The 25,282-nt window shown below is 64.1% G+C and carries 28 protein-coding genes and 1 pseudogene; 14 read left to right on the top strand and 15 right to left on the bottom strand.

What is annotated here, in order from left to right:
* Window positions 1-170 precede the first annotated feature (170 nt).
* The 9 genes from IPF76_RS20125 to IPF76_RS20085 all read left to right on the top strand — a co-directional run bounded on the left by IPF76_RS20125 (window position 171) and on the right by IPF76_RS20085 (window position 6,635).
* A complete protein-coding gene (locus tag IPF76_RS20125) occupies window positions 171-632 on the top strand; it encodes an SUF system Fe-S cluster assembly regulator (RefSeq protein WP_293847458.1) in 462 nt (153 codons plus the stop codon).
* Entirely contained in the window at window positions 629-2,116 is a 1,488-nt protein-coding gene (gene sufB / locus IPF76_RS20120) for a Fe-S cluster assembly protein SufB (protein WP_293847457.1), read from the top strand. The genes IPF76_RS20125 and sufB overlap by 4 nt, the downstream gene beginning before the upstream one ends.
* Window positions 2,116-2,514: a hypothetical protein gene (locus IPF76_RS20115; RefSeq protein WP_293847456.1), complete on the top strand. Its 399-nt coding sequence runs from the start codon at window positions 2,116-2,118 to the stop codon at window positions 2,512-2,514. Before sufB ends, IPF76_RS20115 begins: the two co-directional genes overlap by 1 nt.
* A gap of 230 nt (window positions 2,515-2,744) precedes the next feature.
* Window positions 2,745-3,008 (top strand): hypothetical protein, encoded by a 264-nt coding sequence (locus tag IPF76_RS20110; protein WP_293847455.1) that lies wholly within the window; start codon window positions 2,745-2,747, stop codon window positions 3,006-3,008.
* 107 nt (window positions 3,009-3,115) lie between these two features.
* On the top strand, window positions 3,116-3,859 hold the full coding sequence (gene sufC, locus IPF76_RS20105) for a Fe-S cluster assembly ATPase SufC (protein ID WP_293847454.1): 744 nt from the start codon (window positions 3,116-3,118) through the stop codon (window positions 3,857-3,859).
* Between the two features lie 46 nt (window positions 3,860-3,905).
* Entirely contained in the window at window positions 3,906-4,634 is a 729-nt protein-coding gene (locus IPF76_RS20100) for a SufD family Fe-S cluster assembly protein (RefSeq protein WP_293847453.1), read from the top strand.
* Window positions 4,631-5,812 carry a cysteine desulfurase gene (locus IPF76_RS20095; RefSeq protein ID WP_293847452.1) on the top strand — a complete coding sequence of 394 codons (1,182 nt, stop codon included), beginning with the start codon at window positions 4,631-4,633 and terminating at the stop codon, window positions 5,810-5,812. Before IPF76_RS20100 ends, IPF76_RS20095 begins: the two co-directional genes overlap by 4 nt.
* Window positions 5,809-6,279 (top strand): SUF system Fe-S cluster assembly protein, encoded by a 471-nt coding sequence (locus IPF76_RS20090; RefSeq protein WP_293847451.1) that lies wholly within the window; start codon window positions 5,809-5,811, stop codon window positions 6,277-6,279. The genes IPF76_RS20095 and IPF76_RS20090 overlap by 4 nt, the downstream gene beginning before the upstream one ends.
* Complete coding sequence (locus IPF76_RS20085) at window positions 6,279-6,635, top strand: iron-sulfur cluster assembly accessory protein (protein WP_293847450.1); 357 nt, start codon at window positions 6,279-6,281, stop codon at window positions 6,633-6,635. The genes IPF76_RS20090 and IPF76_RS20085 overlap by 1 nt, the downstream gene beginning before the upstream one ends.
* On the opposite strand, the gene IPF76_RS20080 is transcribed toward IPF76_RS20085, so the two are convergent.
* The gene (locus tag IPF76_RS20080; RefSeq protein WP_293847449.1) at window positions 6,636-7,352 is read right to left on the bottom strand and encodes an extensin family protein; all 717 of its coding nucleotides are present in this window, start codon (window positions 7,350-7,352) and stop codon (window positions 6,636-6,638) included.
* Between the two features lie 37 nt (window positions 7,353-7,389).
* Window positions 7,390-8,793 carry a cytochrome P450 gene (locus tag IPF76_RS20075; protein WP_293847448.1) on the bottom strand — a complete coding sequence of 468 codons (1,404 nt, stop codon included), beginning with the start codon at window positions 8,791-8,793 and terminating at the stop codon, window positions 7,390-7,392.
* A gap of 171 nt (window positions 8,794-8,964) precedes the next feature.
* Here IPF76_RS20075 and IPF76_RS20070 point away from each other — a divergent pair, with 171 nt between their 5' ends.
* A complete protein-coding gene (locus tag IPF76_RS20070; protein WP_293847447.1) occupies window positions 8,965-9,849 on the top strand; it encodes a hypothetical protein in 885 nt (294 codons plus the stop codon).
* Window positions 9,850-9,871: 22 nt separating this feature from the next.
* Here the strand turns inward: IPF76_RS20070 and IPF76_RS20065 are convergent, their stop codons facing one another.
* The 8 genes from IPF76_RS20065 to IPF76_RS20030 all read right to left on the bottom strand — a co-directional run bounded on the left by IPF76_RS20065 (window position 9,872) and on the right by IPF76_RS20030 (window position 19,005).
* Entirely contained in the window at window positions 9,872-11,248 is a 1,377-nt protein-coding gene (locus IPF76_RS20065; RefSeq protein WP_293847446.1) for a dicarboxylate/amino acid:cation symporter, read from the bottom strand.
* 46 nt (window positions 11,249-11,294) lie between these two features.
* The gene (locus IPF76_RS20060; RefSeq protein WP_293847445.1) at window positions 11,295-12,647 is read right to left on the bottom strand and encodes a dicarboxylate/amino acid:cation symporter; all 1,353 of its coding nucleotides are present in this window, start codon (window positions 12,645-12,647) and stop codon (window positions 11,295-11,297) included.
* 102 nt (window positions 12,648-12,749) lie between these two features.
* A complete protein-coding gene (locus tag IPF76_RS20055; protein ID WP_293847550.1) occupies window positions 12,750-14,531 on the bottom strand; it encodes an SLC13 family permease in 1,782 nt (593 codons plus the stop codon).
* A gap of 10 nt (window positions 14,532-14,541) precedes the next feature.
* Window positions 14,542-15,618 carry a chorismate synthase gene (gene aroC, locus IPF76_RS20050; protein WP_293847444.1) on the bottom strand — a complete coding sequence of 359 codons (1,077 nt, stop codon included), beginning with the start codon at window positions 15,616-15,618 and terminating at the stop codon, window positions 14,542-14,544.
* A 3-nt stretch (window positions 15,619-15,621) separates the two neighbouring features.
* The gene (locus IPF76_RS20045) at window positions 15,622-16,152 is read right to left on the bottom strand and encodes an N-acetyltransferase (RefSeq protein ID WP_293847443.1); all 531 of its coding nucleotides are present in this window, start codon (window positions 16,150-16,152) and stop codon (window positions 15,622-15,624) included.
* Window positions 16,145-16,972, bottom strand: a complete 828-nt coding sequence (locus IPF76_RS20040; RefSeq protein WP_293847442.1) for an SDR family oxidoreductase — start codon at window positions 16,970-16,972, stop codon at window positions 16,145-16,147. Before IPF76_RS20040 ends, IPF76_RS20045 begins: the two co-directional genes overlap by 8 nt.
* Window positions 16,969-18,066, bottom strand: a complete 1,098-nt coding sequence (locus IPF76_RS20035) for a YihY/virulence factor BrkB family protein (RefSeq protein WP_293847441.1) — start codon at window positions 18,064-18,066, stop codon at window positions 16,969-16,971. The genes IPF76_RS20040 and IPF76_RS20035 overlap by 4 nt, the downstream gene beginning before the upstream one ends.
* A gap of 3 nt (window positions 18,067-18,069) precedes the next feature.
* Entirely contained in the window at window positions 18,070-19,005 is a 936-nt protein-coding gene (locus tag IPF76_RS20030; protein ID WP_293847440.1) for a DnaJ C-terminal domain-containing protein, read from the bottom strand.
* A gap of 125 nt (window positions 19,006-19,130) precedes the next feature.
* Here IPF76_RS20030 and pdxH point away from each other — a divergent pair, with 125 nt between their 5' ends.
* Together pdxH and IPF76_RS20020 are read left to right on the top strand one after the other, a co-directional pair.
* The gene (gene pdxH, locus IPF76_RS20025) at window positions 19,131-19,709 is read left to right on the top strand and encodes a pyridoxamine 5'-phosphate oxidase (protein ID WP_293847439.1); all 579 of its coding nucleotides are present in this window, start codon (window positions 19,131-19,133) and stop codon (window positions 19,707-19,709) included.
* Complete coding sequence (locus tag IPF76_RS20020) at window positions 19,706-20,527, top strand: PhzF family phenazine biosynthesis protein (protein WP_293847438.1); 822 nt, start codon at window positions 19,706-19,708, stop codon at window positions 20,525-20,527. The genes pdxH and IPF76_RS20020 overlap by 4 nt, the downstream gene beginning before the upstream one ends.
* Here the strand turns inward: IPF76_RS20020 and IPF76_RS20015 are convergent.
* Window positions 20,522-21,679, bottom strand: a complete 1,158-nt coding sequence (locus IPF76_RS20015) for a serine hydrolase (protein WP_293847437.1) — start codon at window positions 21,677-21,679, stop codon at window positions 20,522-20,524. The genes IPF76_RS20020 and IPF76_RS20015 overlap by 6 nt on opposite strands.
* 7 nt (window positions 21,680-21,686) lie before the next feature.
* On the opposite strand from IPF76_RS20015, the gene IPF76_RS20010 reads away from it, so the two are divergent.
* Window positions 21,687-22,109 carry a hypothetical protein gene (locus IPF76_RS20010; protein WP_293847436.1) on the top strand — a complete coding sequence of 141 codons (423 nt, stop codon included), beginning with the start codon at window positions 21,687-21,689 and terminating at the stop codon, window positions 22,107-22,109.
* Between the two features lie 225 nt (window positions 22,110-22,334).
* Here IPF76_RS20010 and IPF76_RS20005 read toward each other — a convergent pair whose 3' ends face one another.
* Complete coding sequence (locus IPF76_RS20005) at window positions 22,335-23,258, bottom strand: alpha/beta hydrolase (RefSeq protein WP_293847549.1); 924 nt, start codon at window positions 23,256-23,258, stop codon at window positions 22,335-22,337.
* A 348-nt stretch (window positions 23,259-23,606) separates the two neighbouring features.
* On the opposite strand from IPF76_RS20005, the pseudogene IPF76_RS20000 reads away from it, so the two are divergent.
* Window positions 23,607-24,296 (top strand): annotated as a pseudogene (locus tag IPF76_RS20000) (nucleotidyltransferase domain-containing protein); the annotation flags it as partial.
* Here the strand turns inward: IPF76_RS20000 and IPF76_RS21055 are convergent.
* The 3 genes from IPF76_RS21055 to IPF76_RS19990 are packed head-to-tail and all read right to left on the bottom strand — an operon-like array spanning window position 24,196 to window position 25,173.
* Window positions 24,196-24,783, bottom strand: coding sequence for a DNA methyltransferase (locus IPF76_RS21055; protein ID WP_366499760.1), 588 nt, complete (start codon window positions 24,781-24,783; stop codon window positions 24,196-24,198). The pseudogene IPF76_RS20000 and the gene IPF76_RS21055 overlap by 101 nt on opposite strands.
* Window positions 24,780-24,947, bottom strand: a complete 168-nt coding sequence (locus IPF76_RS19995) for a DNA methyltransferase (protein ID WP_293847435.1) — start codon at window positions 24,945-24,947, stop codon at window positions 24,780-24,782. The genes IPF76_RS21055 and IPF76_RS19995 overlap by 4 nt, the downstream gene beginning before the upstream one ends.
* The gene (locus tag IPF76_RS19990) at window positions 24,928-25,173 is read right to left on the bottom strand and encodes a hypothetical protein (protein WP_293847434.1); all 246 of its coding nucleotides are present in this window, start codon (window positions 25,171-25,173) and stop codon (window positions 24,928-24,930) included. Before IPF76_RS19990 ends, IPF76_RS19995 begins: the two co-directional genes overlap by 20 nt.
* Between the last annotated feature and the right edge of the window lie 109 nt (window positions 25,174-25,282).

The raw sequence follows: 25,282 nt of genomic DNA, 5'->3' as shown, positions 1-25,282 counted from the left end.
CTCATCCTCTGACGAGGACTGAGACCTTCATCTCGGCACTCATTTGGCCCCGGCCGGATGGGTGCCTTTTTTTTCTTGGCACCCTGGAAGGGCCGCCTGGTTGCACCGCGCAGAGGCTTGGCCTATATAAGTGGAGTGATTTACTCCAGTTAAGAATCGTTCGCAATTTTATGCGCCTGTCCAACCTTGCCGATTATGCCGTCGTGCTCATGAGCGCCGCCGCCCGCCAGTGCGGGACGGTGCCGCTCCACGCCGCGCTGCTCGCCGAACAGACGGGCATACCGGGACCGACCGCACAGAAACTGGTGAGCGGCCTCGCCCGCGCCGGTCTGCTCGTGGCATCACGCGGCAGCGGCGGCGGCGTACGGCTCGCGCGGCCTGCGGCGGCGATCAGCGTTGCGGACATCATCGAAGCGGTGGAAGGGCCCATCGCCCTGACCTCCTGCGTTGCCGAAGGGCGGCATGATTGCTCGCTCGAGGGTAGCTGCAAGGTGCAGCCGCATTGGGGCGTGGTGAACGGCGCGGTGCGCGGGGCCTTGCAAGAGATCAGCCTGGCGACCTTGAGCGTCGCCCCCAAACACCCCTCCCCTCCGCCGATCCCGGCAATGGCCGGCGACGAGATCAGATTATGACCGATAACACCGACCTCCCCGTGAAAGACCAGGCCGCGCACGACGCCGCCGCCAAGGTCGCCGATTATGAGCATGGCTGGTCCGCCGACATCGAAACCGACTTTGCGCCCAAGGGGCTGACCGAGGACACGGTCCGCTTCATCTCGGCCAAGAAGAACGAGCCCGAGTGGATGCTCGACTGGCGGCTGAAGGCGTTTCGCCATTGGCAGACGATGGAGACCCCCGACTGGGCGAAGCTCAACGTGCCGCCGATCGACTATCAGGACGCCTATTATTACGCGGCCCCGAAGCCGAAGCCCAAGCTTGGCAGCCTCGACGAAGTCGATCCCGAAATCCTCGAGGTCTATAAAAAGCTCGGCATCCCGATCGAGGAGCAGAAGGTCCTCGCCGGCGTCGAGGGCGCGCGCAAGGTCGCGGTCGATGCGGTGTTCGACAGCGTCAGCGTCGCGACGACGTTTCGCGAGGAGCTGAAGCGTGCGGGGGTGATCTTCCTCTCGATTTCGGAGGCGATCCGCGAATATCCCGAGCTGGTGAAAAAGTGGCTCGGCAAGGTCGTGCCGATGCACGACAATTATTTCGCGACGCTCAATTGCGCGGTCTTCTCCGACGGGACGTTCGTCTATGTGCCCGAGGGCGTGCGCTGCCCGATGGAACTCAGCACCTATTTCCGCATCAATGCCGAAAATACGGGGCAGTTCGAGCGGACGTTGATCATCGCCGACAAGGGCGCGTACGTCTCCTATCTCGAAGGCTGCACCGCGCCGATGCGCGACGAGAACCAGCTGCATGCCGCGGTGGTCGAACTGGTGACGCTCGACGATGCCGAGATCAAATATTCGACGGTGCAGAACTGGTACCCCGGCAATGCCGAGGGACTGGGCGGCATCTATAATTTCGTGACCAAGCGCGCGCTGTGCCAGGGGCACCGCAGCAAGGTGTCGTGGACGCAGGTCGAAACGGGCTCCGCGGTGACGTGGAAATACCCCAGCTGCGTGCTCAACGGCGACGACAGCGTCGGCGAATTTTATTCGGTCGCGGTCACCAACAATTACCAGCAGGCCGACACCGGCACCAAGATGATCCACAATGGCAAGCGCACGCGCTCGACGATCGTCTCAAAGGGGATCAGCGCGGGCAAGTCGAACAACACCTATCGCGGGATTGTGCGAGTGGCGCCGAATGCCGAGGGGGTGCGCAACTTCACCCAGTGCGACAGCCTGCTGCTGGGCTCGCTGAGCGGCGCGCACACCGTGCCCTACATCGAGGTCCGCAACCCGACTGCGACCGTCGAACATGAAGCGACGACGAGCAAGATCAGCGACGACCAACTGTTCTACGCGATGCAGCGCGGACTGAATGCGGAAGAATCTGTGGCACTGATCGTCAATGGTTTTGCCAAGGAAGTGCTGCAGCAGCTGCCAATGGAATTTGCGGTCGAGGCGCAAAAGCTGCTGGGGATCAGCCTTGAAGGGAGCGTGGGATAATGGGCCTGCGGTTTGCGATCCCTGTTTTCTTGGGCATGGCCCTGCTTTCGGCTTGCGGTGACGCGGGCTCGGCCGACGATGGCCGCTTGCTCGACGCGGGCGCGATTGCCGAGAAATTGCCGCCTGAGGTTCGCGGCGCAGTCACATCCTATGAGCGCGATCTGCGTAAGGCGGCTGCAAGTTACAAAGCCGAATTCGGTCGTTTGCCGCTCAGTTTTGCCGACGTCGCATCGGTTGCCGGCGCGCGCGAAGTGGCGGTCAATGTCATGGCAGATGGCATTGGCGAGCAAATTCCCTTTGCCAGCCGCGAGACGGCGCAAGCGACCGCCAATGCGATCATTAGCGGTGCCGAGCGGCGAATTTTGGATCAGATGAAAGCGCAAGATGCGCAAAATTGACCATCTGTGCGCCCCGATAGTCGGCAAGGCGGTCCTGACGGGTCGGCCGCGGGCTGAATCGTGGCCTGACATGCTCCGAATTGAGACAGTTTGCGCCGGGCTCGCACGCGAAGTCGCCGCGGACCGGGCTGAATTAACTATAATTTCTGCCAGTCCGCATCCGGGGACATGGTGCGTCACGTCTTTGTCATATGCTCGTCCCCAGTCCGATTCGGTCCGGAGACACAGCCATGGCACGCGGTTTGGAATTCAACTGGTCGGAAGCCGATCTGGTCGTGCATCCCGTGCAGGCAGTGACGGCCTATCCGACGCATCAGGGCGTGGTCATTCGGCAGCAGCGCAAAACCGAACGCGACCGCGACGAGGTGATCATGGTCCCGCACCATGCGGTGACCATGCTGATCCGGCGGTTGCAGCATCTGCAGAACACCAGCGTGATCAGCGTCGAAGAAGTCGCCAATTCGGAACTGGCGGAAATCTTCGCCGCCGAATAGGCGGCGTTCGGCCCCTGCCCTTCGCGGGCTTTTCCCACATCATTTGTCCAGCGTCGGCGCGCCATCTGGCGAGCGCCACGTTGCTCCATTCTGCCTGAAAGTCTGACATGCTGACGATTGAAAACCTGCACGCCACCGTCGCCGACAAGCCGATCCTGAAGGGCCTGTCACTGCGCATCAATGCGGGCGAAATCCATGCGATCATGGGACCGAACGGCGCGGGCAAGTCGACCTTGTCCTATGTGCTCGGCGGGCGGCCGGGCTATGAGGTAACCGACGGATCGGCGACCTTCGACGGCGCCGACCTGCTCGACATGGAGCCGCATGAGCGCGCGGCAGCCGGCCTCTTCCTGGGTTTCCAATATCCGGTCGAGATTCCCGGCGTGTCGAACGTCCAGTTCCTGCGCGAAGCGCTCAACGCGCAGCGGCGAGCGCGCGGCGAAGAGCCGCTGTCGGGCGGCGAGTTCCTGAAGGTGGCGCGCGAGAAAGCCGCGCTGCTCAAGATGGACATGGATATGCTGAAACGCCCGGTGAACGTCGGCTTTTCGGGCGGCGAGAAGAAGCGCAACGAGATGGTGCAGATGGGGATCATCGATCCCAAGCTCGCGATCCTCGACGAGACCGACAGCGGCCTCGACATCGATGCCCTGCGCACCGTCGGCGACGGGATCAACAGCATCATGCGTCGCCCCGACAAGGCGGTGCTGCTGATTACGCATTACCAGCGGTTGCTCGACTATGTGCAGCCCGATTTTGTGCATGTGCTGGCGGCGGGGCGGATCGTGAAGTCGGGCGGACCCGAACTGGCGCGCGAGCTGGAAGCGCATGGTTATGCGGAGATTGCGGCGTGAGCTTGGCGCGGCTCCAGCCTTCTCCCCTCCCCACCGGAGAGGGAATATGGTGACCACTCTGCCCTCGCGCCGCGACGAAGCGTGGCGTTATAGCGACATCGACGCGGTCGCCGCGGCGTGGCCGTTGCCTGCGCCGGAGAGCATCATCGTGCCCGCGGGCGGCAAGTTTGCACGTGCGCTCGTGCAGGATGCGGGCGAGATCCGGCAGATCGAGCTGGTGCTCGGCAAGGGCGCTGCCGCGGCATTGCATGTGCTGAACATCGGGGGCGCTTATGGGCGCATCGAACTGGCGGTGACCTTGCACGAAGGCGCCGACTTCCATCTCGGCGCGGCGCAGATCGGCGGCGGCGAGCAGAACCTCGAGATCATAACGACGGTTACCCACGCCGAACCCGCCGCGACGTCGCGGCAGGTCGTGCGCTCGGTCCTTGGCGGCACCGCGACCGGCACCTATCTCGGCAAGGTCGCAGTCGCACGCGATGCGCAGCAGACCGACAGCGCGCAGGATGTAAAGGCGATGCTGCTCAACCGCAGCGCTACCGCCAACGCCAAGCCCGAGCTGGAAATTTACGCCGACGATGTGAAGTGCGCGCATGGCTGCGCGATCGGCGAACTCGACGAACAAGCGCTTTATTATCTGCAATCGCGCGGCATTCCGCCGGGCGAGGCGAAGAAGCTGATGTTGCAGGCGTTTGTTGCTGGAGTATTCGACGGCGCCGAGGATGCGGAAAAGCTGCAAGCGCTGGCGCTGGCAAAGTTGGGAGAGCTGGTGTGAACACCGCGACCGCTCTTCGCACCTTCCCCGACGTGCGGGCTGACTTTCCCGGCCTTGGCCCGGGCTGGCATTATCTCGACACTGCCGCGACAGCGCAAAAGCCGCGGGCGGTGATCGACGCGACGGTCAATGCGATGGGCCGCGACTATGCGACCGTGCACCGCGGCGTTTACGCGCGGTCGGCCGACATGACGCTCGCCTATGAAGCGGCGCGGCGGCGAATTGCGGCGTTTGTCGGGGCGACCGAGCAGCAGGTCGTGTTCGTGCGCGGGGCGACCGAAGCAATCAATCTGGTCGCCTATTCACACCCGAACAAGGGCCGCGTGCTGCTGTCGGTGCTCGAGCATCACAGCAATATCGTGCCCTGGCAGCTGGCCGGCTGGCAGATCGACGTCTGCCCACTGACGGCGGACGGCTGTATCGATTTGGATGCAGCCGAGAAGCTGCTGACCCCCGAACACACGATGGTTGCCTTCGCGCATGTCTCGAACGTGCTCGGCAGCCCGCTCGACGTTGCGCGCGCCGCCGACCTTGCACACCGCGTCGGTGCCGAGCTGCTGATCGATGGCTGTCAGGCGGTGCCGCGCCTGCCCGTCGATGTTTCGGCATTGGGCTGCGACTATTATGTCTTTTCGGGGCACAAGCTCTACGGCCCGACCGGCATCGGCGTGCTGTGGAGCGACAAGCTCGATGCGCTGCCGCCGTGGCAGGGCGGCGGGTCGATGATCGACCGCGTGACCTTTGAACGCACGACCTATGCCCCCGCGCCCACGCGCTTCGAGGCGGGAACGCCGGCGATCATCGAGGCGATCGGGCTCGCGGCGGCGGTCGGTTATGTCGAAGCCATCGGCATCGACGCGATCCATGCGCACGAATGTGCACTGGTCGGCACGTTGCGCGAAGCACTGGCGCGGCGCAACAGCATCACCTTGTTCGGCCCGGAAAACAGCGCCGGAATCGTCAGTTTTGCGATGGCGGGGGTGCATCCGCACGACATCGGCACTATCTTGGATGAAAGCGGGGTCGCGATCCGCGCCGGGCACCATTGCGCGCAGCCGCTGATGGAGCATCTGGGCGTAGCCGCGACCGCGCGTGCGAGTTTTGGCGTTTACAGCAATGACGACGATGTGGCGGCGCTGATCGAGGGCCTGTCACGCGTCGAGAGGATTTTCGGATGAGCGAGGACCGTATGATCAAGGTCGAAGAAGTCGAAAGCGTCGAAGCGCCGCCAAAGGCGCGCGTCGCGGATGTCGAAACGGCGCCCGAAAAGCTGGAGCGCAAGCGTGACTATCTGGAGGGCTTCCTTGCGGCCAAGCCCGCGGCGGCCGATCCGCATGGCGTCGGCGGCGACCTGTACGAGGCCATCGTCAGTGCGCTCAAGGACATTTACGACCCCGAAATTCCGGTGAATATCTACGATCTGGGCCTCATCTACAATGTCGAGATCGACGAGGGCCATGCCGTCGTCACCATGACGCTGACGACCCCGCATTGTCCGGTGGCGGAATCGATGCCCGCCGAGGTCGAGCTGCGCGTCGGCGCGGTCCCCGGCGTCGGCGATGCCGAGGTCAATCTGGTCTGGGATCCGCCATGGTCGCCTGCGAACATGACCGACGAAGCGCGGCTCGAACTGGGAATGCTCTGATGACCGAAACCAAAGTCCGCACCCGCCCTGCCGCGGTCACCCTGACCCCGAACGCCGAGGCACGCGTCGCGGCGCTGATGGCGGCTGCCCCCGCTGATGCGATCGGCGTCAAGCTGTCGACGCCGCGCCGCGGCTGCTCGGGCCTCGCTTACTCGGTCGACTATGTGACAAGCGAAGAACGGTTCGACGAAAAGATCGAAACCCCGGGCGGTGTTTTCTACATCGACGGCGCGTCGGTGCTTTACCTGATCGGCAGTGTCATGGACTGGGTCGAGGATGATTTCGCCGCGGGTTTCGTGTTCGAAAACCCGAACGCCAAGGGCGCCTGCGGTTGCGGCGAGAGCTTTACCGTTTAATCAGCGGCAGACCGACCATCCCGCCGTTCGCGCCGCCATGTCGAAATGGAAATGGTCGGCGTGGGCCGCATTATAGTCGGGTGAGAGCACCGTGCTGAACAGGTCGCACGATCCGTCGCGCACCTCATGCAAGAATTCGCGCCGGACGTCGGCATCGTCCCAGTCGTTGATCAGCGAGATGCGCGTGCCGTCGGCGAGGATGAAGGCCGAAACATCGATCGCGTTCGCGGTCGAATGCTGGCTCCGTGCCTGCTGTCCCGCGATCTTGCGGCAGTTGTAGCTGCCCAGATTTTCGAGCGCGACGACTTTCTGGCCGAAATATTTTTGCGCCAGCGGCTGGACGACGTCCCGATTCCACAGGGCCATGGCGATCGTGACCGCGCAGCCGGGTGCTGCATTGGCCGGGCGCAGTGTCGGCACGAGTTTGTCGCCGGTCAGCACCATGCGCTGGCTCGCACGGCAGGCGCCGACGCCCACCACGGGCCGGCGTTCATACCCGGCGCTGACGCGGTCAAGTGCGGCGAAACACGCGGCGTCGTCATCGGCCAACCCGACCAGCTTGCGCTGCGTCGCCCACCCCTGCGGATGCGCGATCTCGAAGCGCGCGGTCGGCATATGTTCAGGGTGATCGCGCACCCATTGCATGCCCCGGATTGCACCCAGGGCGAGGAGAACCGCGATGGCGAACCAGATGAGATAAGGGCGAGCGCTTTTCACCCCATTTCAATGGGGTGCGGCGCCTCGCTGTGCAAGCTCAGAGCGGCGTGAATGTCACCATCAACCCGTCTTTCGGACGCGGGATCGGCAGCACTTGCCATTTCGGCTCGTAGCCCGGTGCCACGACGATGCGGTGCGTCGTGATGACGTGATGAAAAAAAATCTTCGCCTGCATGTAGGCGAAATGGAGCCCGAGGCACATGTGCGCGCCCCCGCCAAAGGGGACCCACGCATATTTGTGCCGCTCGCGCGCGACCTCGGGCGAAAAGCGCATCGGGTCGAATTTTTCGGGCTGCGGCCAATATTCTTCCATCATGTGCGTATAGGCGGGGCTGACCCCAACCGACGTCCCGGCGGGGATGCGATAGCCGCCATATTCGAAATCTTTCAAGGCCCGGCGCGGAAAGCTGGGCACCGGGGGGATCAGCCGCAGCGATTCCTTAAACGCCCATTCGGTCATTTCGAGCTCGCCGAGGCTGTTGTGACCGACGCCCTCGCCCGCCGGCGAAACCGCGAGCATTTCTTCGCGCAACTGGTCCTGCCATTCGGGATGCTTGGCGAGCATCCACACCATCGAGGTGATCGAGCTGGTGATGGTGTCGTGCGCCGCCATCATCAGGAAGTTCATATGGTCGACGATCGCCTCGGCGCTCATATAGTTGCCATTGTCGTCGCGGGCGCGGCAGATCTGGCTGAAAATATCCTCGCCCGTGCCTTCGCGGCGCTCGGGCACCATGCGTCCGAAATACTCGACAAGATAGGCGCGCGCCTTGGCGCCGCGGCCCATCGCCGTGAAGGGCATGGGGACGCGGACGACGCCGATCGATGCCTGCACCATGTCGACAAACGCCTTATTCACCTTGTCGGCCTCGGGACCAAAGGGGATGCCGAGGAAGCTGGTCGCGGCGAGGTCGAGCGTCAGCTTCTTGATCGCCGGATAGAATTTGAAGCTTTTGCCGCTCCACGATGAAACCCGATCCTTGATTCCCTCGTTCAGCGCCTCGGCATAGTGGCGCATCGGTTCGGGCTTGAACGCCACCGACAATATCTTGCGATCGGCGCGATGCTTTTCGAAATCCATCAGCATCAGCCCGCGTGGGAACAGCAGGTTGAGCACCGGCCCCCAGCCCTGTTCGGACGAAAAGATCTTGTCGCGGTCGAACATCACGAGCTCGTTCGCTTCGGGACCGTGCAGGGCCACGCTGCGTCCGCCAAAACTGTTGTTGCGATAGACGCGGCCATATTTGGCCACCATGCGATTGGTGAAGCCGCGATAGTCGCCGAGCTGTTCGAGCGTGTTGCCGATCACCGGCATGCCGTCCTCGCCCGGAATATGGTCGAGCATATGGTCGGGATTGCGCGGCAGCCAATGCTGCGTATCGGGGCCGAAGCGGGCGTCCGACCATTGGCTTGTCTGCTGGATCTTCGTGGGCGCGTTCATCGGTTCAAATCCTCGTCCATCTTGCCTTGGGTTTGGGGTACCGTACTACTGACATTGATGCAAGTAACGTCGGGCCTGGCGCGCGACACCATTCACCGCAAATTCAACTCGACTCGTGCAATCGGGCGGTCGAGGTCCGGACCGTATGCGTTCGACCCGAAAGGATAAATTATGGCCAAGAGTTTGAAGCGCCCCCTGTCCATCGCGCTTGCCGCGCTTGCGACGACGACGCTCAGTGGCTGCTATTATGGCGACGTGTACGGATCGAGCTATGCATCGGGCGGCGATTGCTCGTCACGCTATGGCGATGCCTATTACAACAGCGACGGCTATGCCTATGACGATGGCTATGGCTATGACTGCTACGACGCGTCCGATTATGGCGGCGGTTTCGCGCAGATCGGCTTCGGCGGCGGCTGGTACGACGATTATTATTACCCCGGCTATGGCATGTGGATGTTCGACAATTACCGCAACCGCTATCCGCTGCGAGACCAGTATCTCAACTATTGGGGCGGGCGCCGCGCCTGGTGGAAGCATCATGGCGGGCGCGGCGACGGCCAGCCCGGGCGCCCCGGCGGCTGGAACCGCGGCGACGGCGACGGACGGCCGGGCGATGGTCGCCCGGGCAGGCCCGGCGGCTGGAACCGCGGCGATCGCGGCAATGACGGCCCCCGCGGCACGCGACCGGGCCGCGGCCTGGGCGATGGCGCCGCCGCCGCACCGCCGGCTGTCACAAGCCCCGACCGGCCTGGACGCCCCAATTGGGGTGCGGGCCGCCCGCGCCCGGTGCCGCAAGCCGACGGCAGCGCCCCGCGCCCGCGCCCGAGCCGCAACAGGCCGGTGATCGCACCTGGCGAAGCGGTTTCAGCCCCGCGCACCGGCACCGAACTGCGGCGCACGCCGCGGGCCGAGCGTCCGGCCCCGACGGTTCGTCAGGCGCCCTCGGCGCAGTCGGTGCCGCCGGCGCGCAGTGCGCCCGCACCCGAACCCCGCCCAGCAAGGTTGGAAAGACCGAGCCGCGGCAATCGCGAAACCAATGTGCGGCCCCAGTAACGGTTGATCGCTTCCAACCCGGTCAGGCGGCGGGAGCCTGTTCCGTTGCCGCCGGTTCGTCCTTGATGCCGGCGGCAGCCTGTTCCACATCCGCCGGCTCGTCCTTGATGCCCGCCGATACAACCGTCGCGGCGACGAGATCGCCGACGACGTTGAGCGTCGTGCGGCACATATCGAGGAAGCGGTCGACGCCGAGGATCAGCCCGATGCCTTCAGGCGGCACCCCGACCGAGGCGAGGATCAGCGCGATCACCGGCAGCGATCCGGCGGGAACGCCCGCGGTGCCGATGCCCCCCAATATGCACACGAACATCACAACGACCTGCTGCTGAAGCGTCAGGTCGATGCCGAAGAATTGCGCGAGAAAGATCACGGTCACGCCTTCGAACATCGCGGTGCCATTCTGGTTGGCGGTCGCGCCGATAGTGAGCACGAAGCGTGCGACCTTGTCGGGCAGGCGCAGCTGGTCGTGCGCGACGCGGAGCGCCGTCGGCAGCGTCGCGTTCGACGAGGCGGTCGCAAAGGCCATCACAAAGGCTTCCTGCGTCTGGCGAAAGAATAGGACCGGCGATTTGCCCGCCAGCGTCTTGAGCAGGAGGGGGAAGACGATGAACATCTGAAGCGCAAGCGCGAGCAGCACGACGCCGACAAAGGCCGACAGACGAAGGATGAGGTCCCAACCGAACTGCGCGGCGAGGTTGAACATGAAACAGAAGACCGCGATCGGCGCGAGCTGGATGACAAGACCGATCAGCTTCATGACGACTTCGAACACCCCCTCGATCGCCGTCTTCAGCGTTTCGGTCCGCGGGGTGTTGACCAGCATCAGCCCGATGCCGAAGAAGAGCGCGAAGAACATCACCGCGAGCACGTCGTTCGTCCCCATGGCGGCGAAGATATTGTCGGGGACGATCGCGATGACCGCGTCGATCCCCGATTTGGATTCGCCCGCGCGATCGGCGATCGCCTGCGCGCCCGCCGCCCCCTCCGCCATCAGCGAGCGGGCCAGCGCGGGATCGACCCCGGCGCCGGGCTGGAGCAGGTTCACGACCGCAAGGCTGATGATCACCGAAATCGCCGAAATCGCAATCGTATAGACGAGCGTCCGCACGCCGATCGATTTCAGTGCGCGCATCTCGCCCATTTCGGCGACGCCGACGATCAGCGCCGAGACGAGCAGCGGGATGACGAGCATGAACAGCAGGCGCAGGAATATCTGTCCCAGCGGCCCGGTCACATAGGTGGTGATCGCCGAAACCCACGCCGCGTCGCGCGCGCCATAGTGGACCGCCAGCCCGACGAGCAGCCCGGCGACGAAGCCGATGAGCATCCGCCAGCGCAGCCGCCGGGCGCGCGCCTCATCGCGCGCCGCCGTGTCGATCGCTGCTGTTTCTGCCATGTTTCGCTCCTTGCTCGCTCGATTTGAGCGGCCCGAAGCTTGCGTTTTAAGCGCTGTCGGCCGCCGGCTTGCTTTCGCCCTCCGCTATATCATCACGAAGATCGAGCCCGCGGGTTCCATGGTGCGGCGTATGCGCCGGGGCGTGCGGCCGCTCGACTTCGGGCGGTTCGGGCACTTCGAGCATGCCTTCCCACTTGGTGATGACGCTGGTCGCCACCGCATTGCCGACGACATTGGTCGCGGTGCGGCCCATGTCGAGGAACTGGTCGATCGCGAGGATGATCGCCACCCCTTCTATCGGCAGGCCAAATTGCGCCAGCGTCCCGGTGATGACGACGAGGCTGGCGCGCGGCACCGCGGCGATCCCCTTCGAACTGATCATCAGTGTCAGCAGGATGAGGATCTGGGTGCTGATCGACAGGTCGATGCCATAAGCCTGCGCGATGAAGATTGTCGCAAAGCTCATATACATCATCGAACCATCGAGGTTGAAGCTGTAGCCCAGGGGCAGCATGAAGCCCGAAATGCGGCGCGGTACGCCGAAGCGGTCGAGCTGTTCGAACATCTTGGGCAGCGCGGCTTCCGACGAAGCGGTCGAAAAGGCGATCAGCAGCGGCTCGCGGATATAGCGGATCAGCATCCAGATGCGCTGGCGCAGGAACACCCAGCCGATCATCAGCAGGATGATCCACAGCAGCACCAGCGACGCATAAAATTCGACGAGCAGCTCGAAATAGGTCGCGAGGATGCCGAGGCCGCTTTTGGCGACGACATTGGCGATCGCGCCAAACACGGCAAAGGGTGCGAAGCGCATCACATAGCCGGTGATCTGGAGCATCATTTCGGCCAGCGCATCGGCGCCGCGAACCAGCGCCGCGCCCTTCTCACCGATCGCCGACAAGGCGACGCCGGCAAAGATCGAGAAGACCAGAATTTGCAGGATGTTGTTGGTCGCCAGCGCCTCAAGCGCATTTTTGGGAAAGATCGACAGGGTGAATTCCCAGGCGTCGAGCTTCTTGACCTCTCCGACCATCTTCGCGGCTTCCGCCGCGTCAGGGATCGGCGCGCCGATGCCGGGCTGGAACAGGTTGACCATGAGCAGGCCGAGCGCGATCGAGATGAAGCTGGCGGTGATGAACCAGATGATCGCGCGCGTCCCGATGCGGCCGAGCGCGCTGCTGTCGCCCATATGCGCGATGCCGACGACGATGGTCGAGAGCACCAGCGGCGCGACGAGCAGCTTGATCAGGTTGAGGAAGATGTCGGACAGCAGCTTGAATGTCTTGGTCAGATATTCGAACCAGGGCTGGTCGGCCGCAATGCCGATGTGGACGGCGTAACCCACCACCACGCCAAGCGCCATGCCCGCCAATATATACCAAGTCAGCTTGCGGTCCATGCGGACGTCCCCCGTTCAGATCTTTTTTGCCGATCGGCCCGCTTTCGCGAGCCGGATTTGACTTCCCTTTGAGCCGCCGCAGCGCGCAGCGTCAAGGGCGCGTCAGGTCATGAAAAACACGATGGCGACGCAGGTCGACACCCCGGTGATGATATTGAGCGGAACGCCGATCTTGACGAAGTCGATGAAGCGGTAATCGCCCGCGGCATAGACGATAGTATTGGTCTGATAACCGATCGGGGTTGCAAAACAGGCCGAGGCGCCGATCATCAGCGCGATGACGAGGGGGCGCGGATCGGCGCCAAGTTCGGACGCAATTGCCAGCGTGACCGGGGTCATCAACGCCGCCACCGCATTGTTGCTAAGCAGTTCGGACAGGATCAGCGCGAAGAAATAGATGCCGAAGACGAGCACCCACGGCGGTGCATCGGCGAGCGACGGCTTGACCCACCCGACCATCATCGCGACCGCGCCGCTGTTTTCGAGGGCAAGGCCGACCGCAAGCATCGCGAAGATCAGGATCAGCACGTCGCCGTCGATCGTCCCCCAGGCCTCTTCGCTGTCGATGCAGCGCGTAATCAGGATCACCCCGATCGCGATGATCGCGGCGACGCCGATGGTCAGCACGTTGAGCGCGGCGAGTGTCACGACGCCGAGCATGCAGGCGATCGCGATCCAGGCCTTGCCGCGGCGGAAAGCACGCACTTTTGCGAGATCGGCACCGATCAGGTGCGGATTGTCGCGCAGCGCCTCGACCTCGCGCGCGCCCCCGGCGACGAGCAGGCGGTCAGCGGGGCGGATGCGGACGCTGGCCAGATCGGGGCCAGGTTGGTGCGCGGGGCGGTCGAGGCCGATGATGCGCGCGCGGATCTTTTGCAGGAAGGGAATGTCGATCAGCCGCTGGCCGATCGCAGGATGGTTCGATGCGACCATCGTTTCGACGACCATGTCGCTCTCGGCCGGATCGCCGCTACCGATCCCGAGCCGAAAACGCCCCTGCTCGCGCCAGGTCATCAAAGTCGCGCCATCGACGCGAACGATCAGGCGGTCGCCAGGGGCGAGAACCCAGTTTTCCAGCTCCGCCCCCCGGACCACCGCCGATGCGCGGCGAATGCCAACGATCCGGCCGGCACGCGGCAAGTCGCGAAATGCTTCGACCGTCATGCCAACGAGGTCATCGTCCTCGTCCAGCACAAGTTCGGTGAGATATTGGTGCGCGTCGTGCGTTCCCGCGGGTCCCTTGATCGGCTTGTCGGCCGGGAGCAGCCACCACATCAGCGCCAGCCCGATCATCCCGGACGCTGCGGTGACCAGGCCGATCGGAGTGATCTCGAAAATCCCGAACCGCTCCATCCCGGCATCACGCACGATACCGTCGACGACAAGATTGGTTGAGGTCCCGATCAGGGTGAGCGTCCCGCCCAGCACCGCCGAAATCGACAGCGGCATCAGCAGCTTTTTGGCACTGACGCCCGTCACTTCGGCCAGCTTCAACATGATCGGTACCAACACGACCACGACCGGCGTGTTGTTCAGGAATGCCGAGGCGACAAGGGCGCCGACGAGCACCTCGACGATGGCGAGGCGCGGATGTTTTTCGGCGCGGACCATGATCGCGTCGGCGACGCGCTGGATCACCCCGGTGCGGATCAGCGCCCCCGACAGCACGAACATCGCGCCGATGACAATCGGCGCCGAGTTCGAAAACACCGAATACATGGCGTCGGAATCGAGGATGCCCAGCGCCAGATAGACGCACGCGCCGACGACGGCGATCACCGTGGCGGGCAGGCGTTCCATCATGAAGCCGACAAAGATGCCGACCAGGACGACCAGCGAGATGACTGCCTGATGCGTTTCGATGAAAGCCTGGATAAACCCCATCACCGTCGCATCAGCCGCACTGCGCGCGGTGGAGAAGTTTGTGATCGGCGAGGACGAGCGCCATCATCGCTTCGACCACCGGGGCGCCGCGGATGCCGACGCAGGGGTCGTGGCGGCCTTTGGTGACGATGTCGGCGGCCTCGCCCGCCTTGTTGATCGTCGGTACCGGGGTGAGGATCGAGCTGGTCGGCTTGAACGCGACGCGCACGACGACGGGCTGGCCGGTCGAAATGCCGCCCGCGATGCCGCCGGCGTTGTTCGAGAGGAAATCGGGGCGATTGCTGCCGTCGGTCGCGGGGCGCATCGGATCGGCATTCTCCTCGCCGCGCAGCCGCGCCGCATGGAAGCCCGCGCCGATCTCCACGCCCTTGACCGCGTTGATGCCCATCATCGCGGCGGCGAGGTCGCTGTCGAGCTTGGCATAGATCGGCGCGCCCCAGCCGGCAGGTACGCCGCTCGCGGCGCATTCGATGACCGCGCCGAGCGAGCTGCCCGATTTGCGCGCGGCATCCATCAGCCCTTCCCAGCGTTGCGCGGCAGCCGGGTCAGGACAGAAAAAGGGATTGCGATCAATTTCTTCGAGGTCGAAGTTTGCAGGATCGATAGCATCACCGCCGATTTCGGCGACCCACGCGTGGATCTGGACCTCGGGGATCACCAGCCGCGCTACGCCGCCCGCGGCGACGCGCGCGGCGGTCTCGCGCGCGCTCGACCGGCCGCCGCCGCGATAGTCGCGAATGCCATATTTGGCGTCATAGGCATAATCGGCGTGGCCGGGACGATAGGCCTGCGCGATCTCGCCATAGTCCTTCGACCGCTGGTCGACATTGTCGATCATCAGGCTGATCGGCGTGCCCGTCGTCTTGCCCTCGAACACCCCTGACAGGATGCAAACCTGATCGGGCTCCTGCCGCTGCGTCGTGTGGCGCGACTGGCCGGGGCGGCGCTTGTCGAGGAAGGGCTGGATGTCGGCTTCGCTAAGCGACAGCCGCGGCGGGCAACCATCGACGACAGCGCCGAGCGCGGGGCCATGGCTTTCCCCCCAAGTGGTGAAGCGAAGAACGCGTCCGAAGCTGTTGAAACTCATCGCCTATCCCATCCGGCCGAATGCAGGTGCATAGTCTGCCCGTCCGCCTAGCGGCCAAGGCGCAGCCGAGTCCAGCATCATTGCCATGAAATGCGGTCCGGCGAAGGGCGAGGCGAAGCGCGAAGCAAGCTCTGACGAATAGCCAAAGCGCGGATAATATTCCTTATGGCCGAGGACGAAGCTTATCGCCGCGCCCTGCTCGCACAGCATGTCCAACCCGGTGCGGATCAGCGCGGCGCCGATGCCCTGACCCTGTTTGTCGGGCAAGGCCGCAACCGGCGCGAGCGCTGCCGCCGGTATCGCCTTGCCGTCGGCCTCGACATTCATGCGGCTGAACAAGACATGCCCGACAATGTCGCCGCCCTGCCGGGCGACGAGCGACACCAGCGCATCCCTGTCTGCGTCGATCATCCGCACCAGCTCCGCTTCGCCCTGATACCCGTATGCGGTCGCGGCGAAAGCGGCGCGATGGACGGTATCGATGGCATCGGCATCCGCCGCCGTCGCGGCGCGGATGACGAGCCCGTCAGACAAGCGCGATGTCCGGGGCGTCTTCCTGTTTCATGCCGACGGTGTGGTAACCCGCATCGACATGGTGCGTCTCGCCGGTCACCCCCGAAGCAAGATCGCTGAGCAGATAGAGCGCCGAGCCGCCGACATCGTCGATCGTGACGTTGCGGCGCAGCGGGGCATTATGCTCGTTCCATTTGAGGATCAGGCGGAAATCGCCGATGCCGCTCGCCGCCAGCGTCTTGATCGGTCCGGCCGAGATCGCGTTCACGCGCACACCCTGCGGGCCATAATCGTTCGCGAGATATTTGACGCTGGTTTCGAGCGCCGATTTTGCGACCCCCATGACGTTGTAGTGCGGGATCACCTTCTCCGCGCCATAATAGCTCAGGGTCAGCATTGCGCCGCCACCCTTGCCCGTCTCCGGGTCGAGCGGCGTCATCATCGAGGCTGCACGCTTTGCCACCGCGGTGAAGCTGTAGACGCTGATGTTCATCGTCATCAGGAAGTCTTCAAGCGTCACATCGGCATAATGGCCGCGCAGCGCTTCCTTGTTGGTGTAGCCGATCGCATGGACGACAAAATCGATCGTCGGCCAGCGCGCCGCGAGGGCCCCGAACGCGGCATCGAGATTGTCCATGTCGGACACGTCGCAATCGATCAGGAAATCGCAGCCGAGTTCGTCGGCGAGCGGTTTCACGCGCTTCAGCATCACGTCACCCTGATAGGAAATCGCCAGCTCGGCGCCGTGCGCGTGCAACGCCTTGGCAATGCCCCATGCCAGCGATTTGTCGTTGGCGAGGCCCATAATCAGCCCGCGCTTGCCCGTCATCAGACCCGTCATTCTTTGTCTCCGGCCTTTTCAATAATCACATCGTCGACGCGCCCAATAGCGTCGTGGCCCAAATCCTCAACCTCGACGAGCGCGGCGTTGAGTTCGGCGCCCATCACCATACCCAATCCGACCAGATAGAAAAAGAACAGCGCAACCATCACACCCGCGAGGCTGCCGTAGGTTGCGTCATAGCTGAGCAGGCTGGCAAGCAGCGGTGGCAGCGCGAGTGTGACGCCGATCCACCACAAGGTGGTGAACAGCGCGCCGGGCCATTTGGGGAATTGCTTGCGGCGGTATTTGGAGGGCGTGAGACTGTAGAAGAGCATGTAGATCGCGAGGAACAACCCGGCGCCCGACACCCCGCGTGAGATGGCGACCACGCCCCACGACTGAAACTGTTCGGGCAGCACCCGGGTCACGAATTGTTCGATGCCGACGATCAGCACCTGCATGCTGAACGACAGCAGCATCAGCACGACGGCGCCGGTGATGATGCCGATCGACAGCAGCCGGTAATGGAAGAAGCCCTTGCTGAAATGGGTGCCATAAGCGCGGCGCAGGATGTCGCGCACGGTTTCGATCAGGCTGCCCACCGTCCACAGCGCGACGAGCGCGCCGAGCCACAGAAAGATCCCGGTGCGCGCGGTCATGACTTCACGGATCGGCCCCGACAGCGCGCTGGCCACCGTCGGCGGCATCGTCGAGAACACCGCCTCGATCGCGGCTTCGCCGCCAACGCTGCCCCCCAGCAGCGAGAAGGCGGCAGCGAGCAGGATGAAGAAGGGAAAGAGCGCGATCAGCGCCAGATAGGCAAGGTTTCCGGCATGAATGAAGCCGTCGGTATAGGTGCCCACGACGACGCGGCGCATGATCTTGAACGCGCGCGTTCCCGGACCGAGCGTTTCGCGGCCACGATGAATGAAACCCTGTGCACGCGCGCGCAGCTCGAAGCGCTTGACGCGCTCGGCGCGTGCTTCGGGCGAGTGCGGCGAATGGCCGCCGGCCAGAAATTCCTGATCGACCTCAACCGCAACCCGGCGCGCCAGCTCGTCGATTGCGGCATCCCGCGCGACAGCAGGACCGGATGGTGGCGCCTCAGCCACGCATCAGACGCCCAGGTCGGCCCGCACCGCGCGCGGATCGGTCCAATCGCCGAGCAGGGCCGCCAGCGCAGCGTTGTCGGCCGGCAGATCGACCATCAAGCGAACGAGCTGGTCGCCGCGATCGCCGCTCTTTTGGCTAAAGCCCTTGCCTTTCAGCCGCATGACCTTGCCTGATGACGATCCGGCGGGGATCGACAGCATCACCGGACCGTCGACCGTCGGCACCTTGATCTTCGCGCCCTTGACCGCCTCGTTCAGCGTCACTGGCAGGTCGAGCCGAATGTTGGCGCCGTCGCGCTCGAAAAAAGGATGATCCTTGACCGTGATCGTCACGATTCCGTCGCCAGGGCCGCCCGGCCCCGGCTGCCCCTTGCCCGCCAGCCGCATCTGGGTGCCCGTCTCGACCCCGGCGGGCAGTTTCAGGTCGATCGTGCCACCGTCGGCCAGCGTGATCCGCTGCGGCCCCTGCGTCGCCGCGTCGACGAACGACACCGCCAGACGATAGCCGACATTGGCGCCCTTTTGCGGCGGTGCGCCGCGGCCGCCAAAACCGCCGAACCCGCCGCCCGCTGCGCCGCCGCCGCCGCGCCCGAACAGGCCTTCGAAAATATCGCCGAAATCGGCTCCTTCGTTGCCGAAACCGCTGAAACCGCCCGGCCCGCTACGCTGATCGCCGCGAAAACCGCCGCCGCCGCCATATCCAAATGGCATCGCCGGATTGCCGTCACCGTCGATCTCGCCGCGATCGAACTGCGCGCGCTTGGTTTTGTCCGACAGGATGTCATACGCCCGCGTGACCTCGGAGAATTTCTCCGATGCCTTCGGATTGTCCTTGTTCTTGTCGGGGTGCAGTTGCTTGGCGAGCTTGCGATAGGCGGTTTTGATTTCCGCTTCGCTTGCGCCTTTTGCGACGCCGAGAATGGAATAGGGATCTGCCATATTGCTCCTGTAGCCCGAATATCGTTTGACCGGGAAGGCCCGATTGCGCGTCGATGTGGTTATGTGCCGCCGAGCGGTCAAGTTCCGCCTTTCGCGTGGCTGCGCGCCGCATTATGACCGCGGACATGACAAACAATCCCTTTGCCCTGTTCGACGACTGGTTCGTCGAGGCACGCAGCAGCGAATCGAACGACGCCAACGCGATGGCGCTCGCCACGACAACGCCCGACGGCCACCCGTCGCTCCGCATGGTGCTGCTCAAGGGGCATGGCCCCGACGGTTTCGTCTTTTACACCAACCTTGACAGCCGAAAGGGCGGCGAACTCGCGAAAAACCCGCATGTCGCGTTGCTGTTTCACTGGAAATCGTTGCGGCGGCAGATTCGCATCGAAGGGCCGGTCGCGCCGGTCGACGACGCCACCGCCGACGCCTATTTCGCGACGCGCAGCCGCGACAGCCAGCTCGGCGCCTGGGCGAGCGAGCAGTCGCGCCCGCTGGCCGACCGCGCGACCTTCGAGGCGCGCTTTGCCGAAATGCAGGCGCGGTTCGACGGACAGGATGTGCCGCGGCCCCCGCGCTGGTCGGGTTGGCGGGTGACGCCTTCGGCGATCGAATTCTGGCAGGACCGCGCGCATCGCCTGCACGAACGCACGGTTTACACGCGCACTGGCGATGGCTGGTCGAGCGGGATGCTCTACCCATGAGCGCGGCGCGGCGGCTGCCGATCAGCCAGGTCGATGCCTTTGCCGACCGCCCCTTCACCGGCAATCCGGCGGCGGTGATGCCGCTGGAAGAGTGGCTGGGCGACGGCGTGCTGCAAGCGATCGCGGCCGAAAACAACCTCGCCGAAACCGCCTTCCTGATCCCCGATGAGAGCGGCGAGGCCGATTATGAGCTGCGCTGGTTCACCCCGACCGTCGAGGTCGCCCTGTGCGGCCACGCGACGCTGGCGAGCGGGCATGTCCTGTTGTCGGCGGCGCCGTGGCGTCAGGAAATGCGCTTTCGCACCCGCAAGGCAGGCATTTTGCAGGTGTCGCGCGACGGCGAGAACGAAGGCTATCGCATGGCGTTACCCGCATATCCGGCCGCGCCGAAAGCGATGCCCGACATCGTCCGCGCACTCGGCGGCGATCCGGTTGAAACGCAGTGGCACCCGGGCGGCTACGCTGTCATCGCCTATCGCGATGCTGCGAGCGTCCGGGCGCTGACGCCCGATTTTCGCGCCCTCAAGCAAGGTGGTGACGTCCTCTATATCGCGACCGCGCCGGGCGACGGCGACCCGTCTGGCGCCGATGTCGTCAGCCGCGCTTTTGCGCCGGGCGCCGGGATCGACGAGGATCCGGTCACCGGTTCGGCGCACAGCGTGCTGACCCCCTATTGGGCCGCACGGCTGGGGCGCGGCGGTTTTTCGGCGTATCAGGCGAGCGCGCGCGGCGGCCACGTCGGCTGCCGCCTCGATGGCGACATGGTTGAGCTGACCGGAACCTGCGTCACGACGCTGGTCGGTGACTTCCTCCTATAAGGCAGCCGTCAGGTCGGCGAGGTGGCGGCGCAGCGCCGGAAACTGGTCGTCCTTGGTAACGCCCAAGCGGACGATCGTCACCCGCTGCGACGGCGAGACGATGATATATTGCCCCTGATGACCGATACACGCGAACAGGTCGTTCGGACCGCGGTCGGGCCATAGCGCCGGCTGCGCACCCGCCGGGCGCCTGCGATTGAGCCAGATATGCCCGCCATAACCGCCGTCGTTGGCAGAGGGGCTCAGCATGAAGTTCATCCAGCTTTCAGGCAGCAGCCGCTGGCCGTTCACCACGCCATGGTTGCGCAGGAATTCGCCAAAACGGGCGTAGTCGCGTGCGGTTGCGTGCATGACCGACCCGCCGATCATCGTGCCGTTGGCGTCGAACTCGGGGGTCAGGCTGGTCATGCCGAGCGGTTCGACCAGACGACCCGCGATGAACTCGCGCATCGTATCGCGGCGCGCGGCCGGGTTTTGCGATGGGGTCAGCGTGTCGGCGATGATGTCGGACAGGATAACGCTGGTCGCCGAACTGTAGTTGAAGATTTCGCCCGGCTGCGCCGCCGCAGGTTTGGCCTCGGCAAAACCTGCCATATCGGGGGCGCCGGGACCGAACAGCATATCGACAGTGTCGCCTTCCCACACCGGATCGCCATTCTCGACATGTTCGAGCCCCGCCGACATGTGGAGCAGGTGCTTGAGCGTGATCGCGCCGCGCGGATCGCCGCTGCGTTGCCACGAGGCCACTGGCGCCGGCCCGTCGAGCGCCAATTGGCCGTCAGCGACAAGGAAGCCGGTCAGCACCGCCGTGATGCTTTTCGCCATCGACCAGCTGATCAGCTTCGTTTCAGGGCCGAATCCCGCCCCATAGCGTTCATAAATCAGTTCGCCGTCGCGCAGCACGACCAGCGCGCGCGTCTGCCCGACATCCTCGGCGTTGACAAACAGCGCATCGGCGCGCGCCTTGATCGCGGCGGGTAGCGCGGGCAGCGGCGGCCGCGTGTCGGCGGCCACCACGCCGTCGAGCGAAGCACCGAATTTGGGCGCGGGCGACGCCGGCGCCATACTACCCTGCCCCGCCGCTTGCGTCAGCGACCAGGCTCCGAGCGTGGCGAGAGCGGCACTTGCCAGCAACCGTTTTTTCGTGATCATGGGATGAGTGACTAGCACCAACCCGACCGGCCCTTCAACGGGCGAGACGCCGACCGCGGCACCGCAGCCCAAAACCGCTACTCCGCCTCCGCCGCGCGCGCGCAAGAAACCCAGTCGCTGGGGCGGCTGCCTGCCATGGCTGCTCGTCCTTGCCGTGCTGCTGACCGGCCTTGCGATCTGGAAATTTCCATCGTTCAAGGCGCAGGCCGAGCTCGGATCGGCCTATGCGGCGCGCGTCGGCTGTTCGTGCCGCTATGTTCAGGGCCGCAGCCTGGAGAGCTGTCAGGGCGATTTCGAGCCCGGCATGGAGATGATATCGCTAAGCGAAGACCCGGCGACCAAAACCGTGACGGGCAGTGTCCCGCTGCTCGCCTCGCGCAGCGCGCGCTATGCGGGCGCCAGCGGCTGTTTGCTGCGACCCGAAGATTAGGGGCGCGGCGCCGGGCCGCGAGCACAGTTGCCGCCGGGACGCCGAACACCAGCAGCCATCTCCGCGCTTCTTCGGCCCAGCCGTAACCCGCGTAGAGTACCCCATCGAGCAGCTTGCCGATCGGCAGACCCTTTTTGCGCGCCGCCGGTACGCACGGCCAGCCCCCGAGGCGGGCGGCGAATACGCCGCCCGCCACCTTTTTGGCTCAGAATGCGGTTGCGAAAATCAGCCTGCCGTCAGGAACGTGTCGATCGCTGCGTTGACGGCTTTCGGCGCCTCCCACGGTACGAAGTGGCCGCAATCAGGCACGTGAACGATCTGTACATCAGGAACGAGGTCGCTGATGCCATCAAGGTTGCACGGCGGCAGCGCGACATCGTCGAGTGCCCAGATCACCAGCGTCGGAATATTGAGCTTGGGAAACGGCGTGGCCGGCGGTTCGGCATAGGGCGCGTCCATCGGCGGCACGTTGGCGGGCGAAGCGCGGTACCAGTTGATCATCGCGCGGCATGCGTCGCGATCCTCCCAGTCTTTCAGCAGCCGGGCAATCTCGTCGGGCGGCTGGATGCCGCTGCTCGGGACACGGCCGGCAAAGCCATGGGCAAGGATCCCGGCGATGCCATGTTCCGCGATTATCGCGTCGCTCGCGGGATCGCGAAAGATGCTGATATATTGACTCGCCGCGCGCTGCTGGTCGTTGGTCAGCAGCAGGCGCTGAAAGATTGCCGGATGCGGGGCGTTGGCGATGACGGCGCGCGTCACGCGCCCCGACCATGCCGGATGCAGCCCGTTCGGCTGGCCGCCGAGCGCCACCCCCCAAGCAATTGCCCCACCCCAATCATGGCCAACGATCGTAAAGTCGCCGACATCGAGCGCATCGGCGAGCGCAAAAATGTCCGCGATCAGTTTGTCGGGGGTATAGGCGTACACTTCCTGCGGCTTCGACGACCCGCGATAGCCGCGCTGGTCGGGCGCGATGCAGCGGTAGCGGGTCGCAAAATGCGGCAGCTGGTAGCGCCAGGTGCGGTGCGATTCGGGGAAGCCGTGGAGGAAGATCAGCGCCGGCGCGTCGCGCGGGCCGATGTCGACGACGTCGAGCTCGACCCCGGTCGATAGCTTCACACGCTGCTGTTCGAAATCGCCGATCATCGACATCGCTACCTCGGGCTCCTTTGGTTTCTTTTCAAAACCAATCTGGCGGGGATCGGTACGCCTGCGCCCGTGGTGGAGTGGCCCCGCTGGCAAGGGGTCTGCATCCCGAGGACGGCTGTCGCTGAGTTCGAGAAAGCACGCACCATCGGCGTCGGGGATCAGACGTATCGCAAACTTGCCGGGAAGCACGGCCTCAGCGCGATCGAGATCGAATGCCATATGTGGCGGGTGCTCCGTTGGGTCTGCGATTGCGACGAAAAGAACCATCCGTGGTGGCAATTCTGGCGCCGCTAGCGGCGCTTCGACCTTGCCAATCCGTCGCCGTCTCGACAGGGTGACGCCAGCATGAAAACCGACCTCGATCATCTTCCGGCGAACAAGCAGCGCGAGCTTGAGCGCGTGAAGCAGATCATCTTCGAGGAGTTTGAGGATGCGCTCGCGCTCGGCACCATGAGCTGGAAAAAGAAAGGGCGGATCGACAAGATCATCCTTTACGGCAGCTATGCCCGTGGCGGCTGGGTGGATGAGCCGCACACCGCCAAGGGTTATCGGTCGGACTTCGATCTTCTCATTATCGTCAACGACAAGCGGCTAACCGAGCGGGTGGATTACTGGTTGAAGCTCGAAGACCGGCTCATCCGGGAGCTGGCGATCGACAAGACCCTGCACACGCCGGTCAACTTCATCGTTCACACCTTGCAGGAGGTGAATGACGGGCTGGCACATGGACGCTACTTTTTCATGGACGTGGCCAAAGATGGCATAGCGCTTCACGAGTTTGATGAGAAGCCTCTGCACACGCCAAAGCCAAAGACGCCTGAACAGGCGCTAGCGATGGCGCAGGAATATTTTGAGGATTGGTACCCAAGCGCAGGTCGCTTCAAGAGCGCTGCTGAGTTCCTCGCTGGTGACGGCGGCTTGCGGGAGGCGGCCTTCAATATGCACCAAGCGGCGGAACGGCTTTACCACTGCGTCCTGCTAGTCTGTACCTTTTACACTCCCCACGTTCACAATCTCGCCTTCCTGCGCACCCAACCCGCACCGCTGCTCCTTCGACGGTCCAATCTTCGTCGCTCCACGCCTCGAAAATCCGTCCATTATTAACGATTGGCTTTAGGATCTCACGGTTTAGGCCTCCTCGAATCGAATTGGTTGAAACCAACCCTGCGCGTTCCAATTTGCCGGCCACCATCATTGCCCAAGCCTTCGCGAACCAATAACAAAACCAGATCGACACCGCCAGGCACCTCGAGCCACGTTTGCGCAGGGCGAGGACATAATCCTCGCCCAATTCGCTGATCATCTTCTTGTTGCCCAAAAACGGCGGGTTCCCCACCACCGCATCCGCTATCGGCCATTCCGCCCGCGTGCCATCGTCGCTCAACACCGCATCGCGGCACTCGATCGTATCGAGGTTCCGCAGGACCGGATTTTTGGCCGCATCAAAACCGTTTCGCCGCATCCACTGGATTTCGCCGATCCAGACCGATACGCGTGCTAGTTCGGCGGCATAGGGATTCAACTCGATCCCCAGTACGCTTTCGGGTCCGACGCGCGGAAATCCGCGCGGCAGCCCCAGCGCTTGGCATCCAGATTGGCGCGATGCTCGATATCCTTCAGCGCGCGCAGCGCGACATAAAGGAAATTGCCTGATCCGCACGCCGGGTCAAGGACGCGGAAATGCACAAGCCGCCTGATGAATGCCTGATGGATAGTTGCGGCTTCGCTCATCAGTTTGTCGGCTCGCCGTTTCTCTGCCGGGGTCAGCAACCGCTTTGGTACGTTTCGGCGCGCTGTCGATCAGCGCCGCCATCTTGGCTAGCGCCACGGCCCACTCAGCCTCCAGCGGCTCGATGACGACTGGGCGCACGATCATCATGATCTTGTCACGGTCGGTGTAATGCGCGCCCAACTGGCTGCGCTTCGGTGTCGGATTATGTCCCGGTCTCGCACCCTGCCCATTTTGTTCGGGATCTGGTGCGCGACGAGCTGGATCTCGAAGCGGTCTATGCATCGTATGA

This window comes from Sphingopyxis sp. (assembly GCF_016704835.1).
GTDB lineage: Bacteria > Pseudomonadota > Alphaproteobacteria > Sphingomonadales > Sphingomonadaceae > Sphingopyxis.
This window is presented reverse-complemented; position numbering and strand designations above follow the sequence as displayed.

What these genes read in the sequence shown, in the direction of transcription:
- IPF76_RS20040 (WP_293847442.1), bottom strand. Translation starts at nt 16,972, where the DNA reads ATGACGGGTCTGATGACGGGCAAGCGCGGGCTGATTATGGGCCTCGCC.
- IPF76_RS20085 (WP_293847450.1), top strand. Translation starts at nt 6,279, where the DNA reads ATGACCGAAACCAAAGTCCGCACCCGCCCTGCCGCGGTCACCCTGACC.
- IPF76_RS20100 (WP_293847453.1), top strand. Translation starts at nt 3,906, where the DNA reads ATGGTGACCACTCTGCCCTCGCGCCGCGACGAAGCGTGGCGTTATAGC.
- IPF76_RS20020 (WP_293847438.1), top strand. Translation starts at nt 19,706, where the DNA reads ATGAGCGCGGCGCGGCGGCTGCCGATCAGCCAGGTCGATGCCTTTGCC.
- pdxH (WP_293847439.1), top strand. Translation starts at nt 19,131, where the DNA reads ATGACAAACAATCCCTTTGCCCTGTTCGACGACTGGTTCGTCGAGGCA.
- IPF76_RS20005 (WP_293847549.1), bottom strand. Translation starts at nt 23,258, where the DNA reads ATGATCGGCGATTTCGAACAGCAGCGTGTGAAGCTATCGACCGGGGTC.
- IPF76_RS20060 (WP_293847445.1), bottom strand. Translation starts at nt 12,647, where the DNA reads ATGGACCGCAAGCTGACTTGGTATATATTGGCGGGCATGGCGCTTGGC.
- IPF76_RS20070 (WP_293847447.1), top strand. Translation starts at nt 8,965, where the DNA reads ATGGCCAAGAGTTTGAAGCGCCCCCTGTCCATCGCGCTTGCCGCGCTT.
- sufC (WP_293847454.1), top strand. Translation starts at nt 3,116, where the DNA reads ATGCTGACGATTGAAAACCTGCACGCCACCGTCGCCGACAAGCCGATC.
- IPF76_RS20065 (WP_293847446.1), bottom strand. Translation starts at nt 11,248, where the DNA reads ATGGCAGAAACAGCAGCGATCGACACGGCGGCGCGCGATGAGGCGCGC.
- IPF76_RS20110 (WP_293847455.1), top strand. Translation starts at nt 2,745, where the DNA reads ATGGCACGCGGTTTGGAATTCAACTGGTCGGAAGCCGATCTGGTCGTG.
- IPF76_RS20055 (WP_293847550.1), bottom strand. Translation starts at nt 14,531, where the DNA reads ATGGGGTTTATCCAGGCTTTCATCGAAACGCATCAGGCAGTCATCTCG.
- IPF76_RS20115 (WP_293847456.1), top strand. Translation starts at nt 2,116, where the DNA reads ATGGGCCTGCGGTTTGCGATCCCTGTTTTCTTGGGCATGGCCCTGCTT.
- sufB (WP_293847457.1), top strand. Translation starts at nt 629, where the DNA reads ATGACCGATAACACCGACCTCCCCGTGAAAGACCAGGCCGCGCACGAC.
- IPF76_RS20125 (WP_293847458.1), top strand. Translation starts at nt 171, where the DNA reads ATGCGCCTGTCCAACCTTGCCGATTATGCCGTCGTGCTCATGAGCGCC.
- IPF76_RS20030 (WP_293847440.1), bottom strand. Translation starts at nt 19,005, where the DNA reads ATGGCAGATCCCTATTCCATTCTCGGCGTCGCAAAAGGCGCAAGCGAA.
- IPF76_RS20015 (WP_293847437.1), bottom strand. Translation starts at nt 21,679, where the DNA reads ATGATCACGAAAAAACGGTTGCTGGCAAGTGCCGCTCTCGCCACGCTC.
- IPF76_RS20090 (WP_293847451.1), top strand. Translation starts at nt 5,809, where the DNA reads ATGAGCGAGGACCGTATGATCAAGGTCGAAGAAGTCGAAAGCGTCGAA.
- IPF76_RS20075 (WP_293847448.1), bottom strand. Translation starts at nt 8,793, where the DNA reads ATGAACGCGCCCACGAAGATCCAGCAGACAAGCCAATGGTCGGACGCC.
- aroC (WP_293847444.1), bottom strand. Translation starts at nt 15,618, where the DNA reads ATGAGTTTCAACAGCTTCGGACGCGTTCTTCGCTTCACCACTTGGGGG.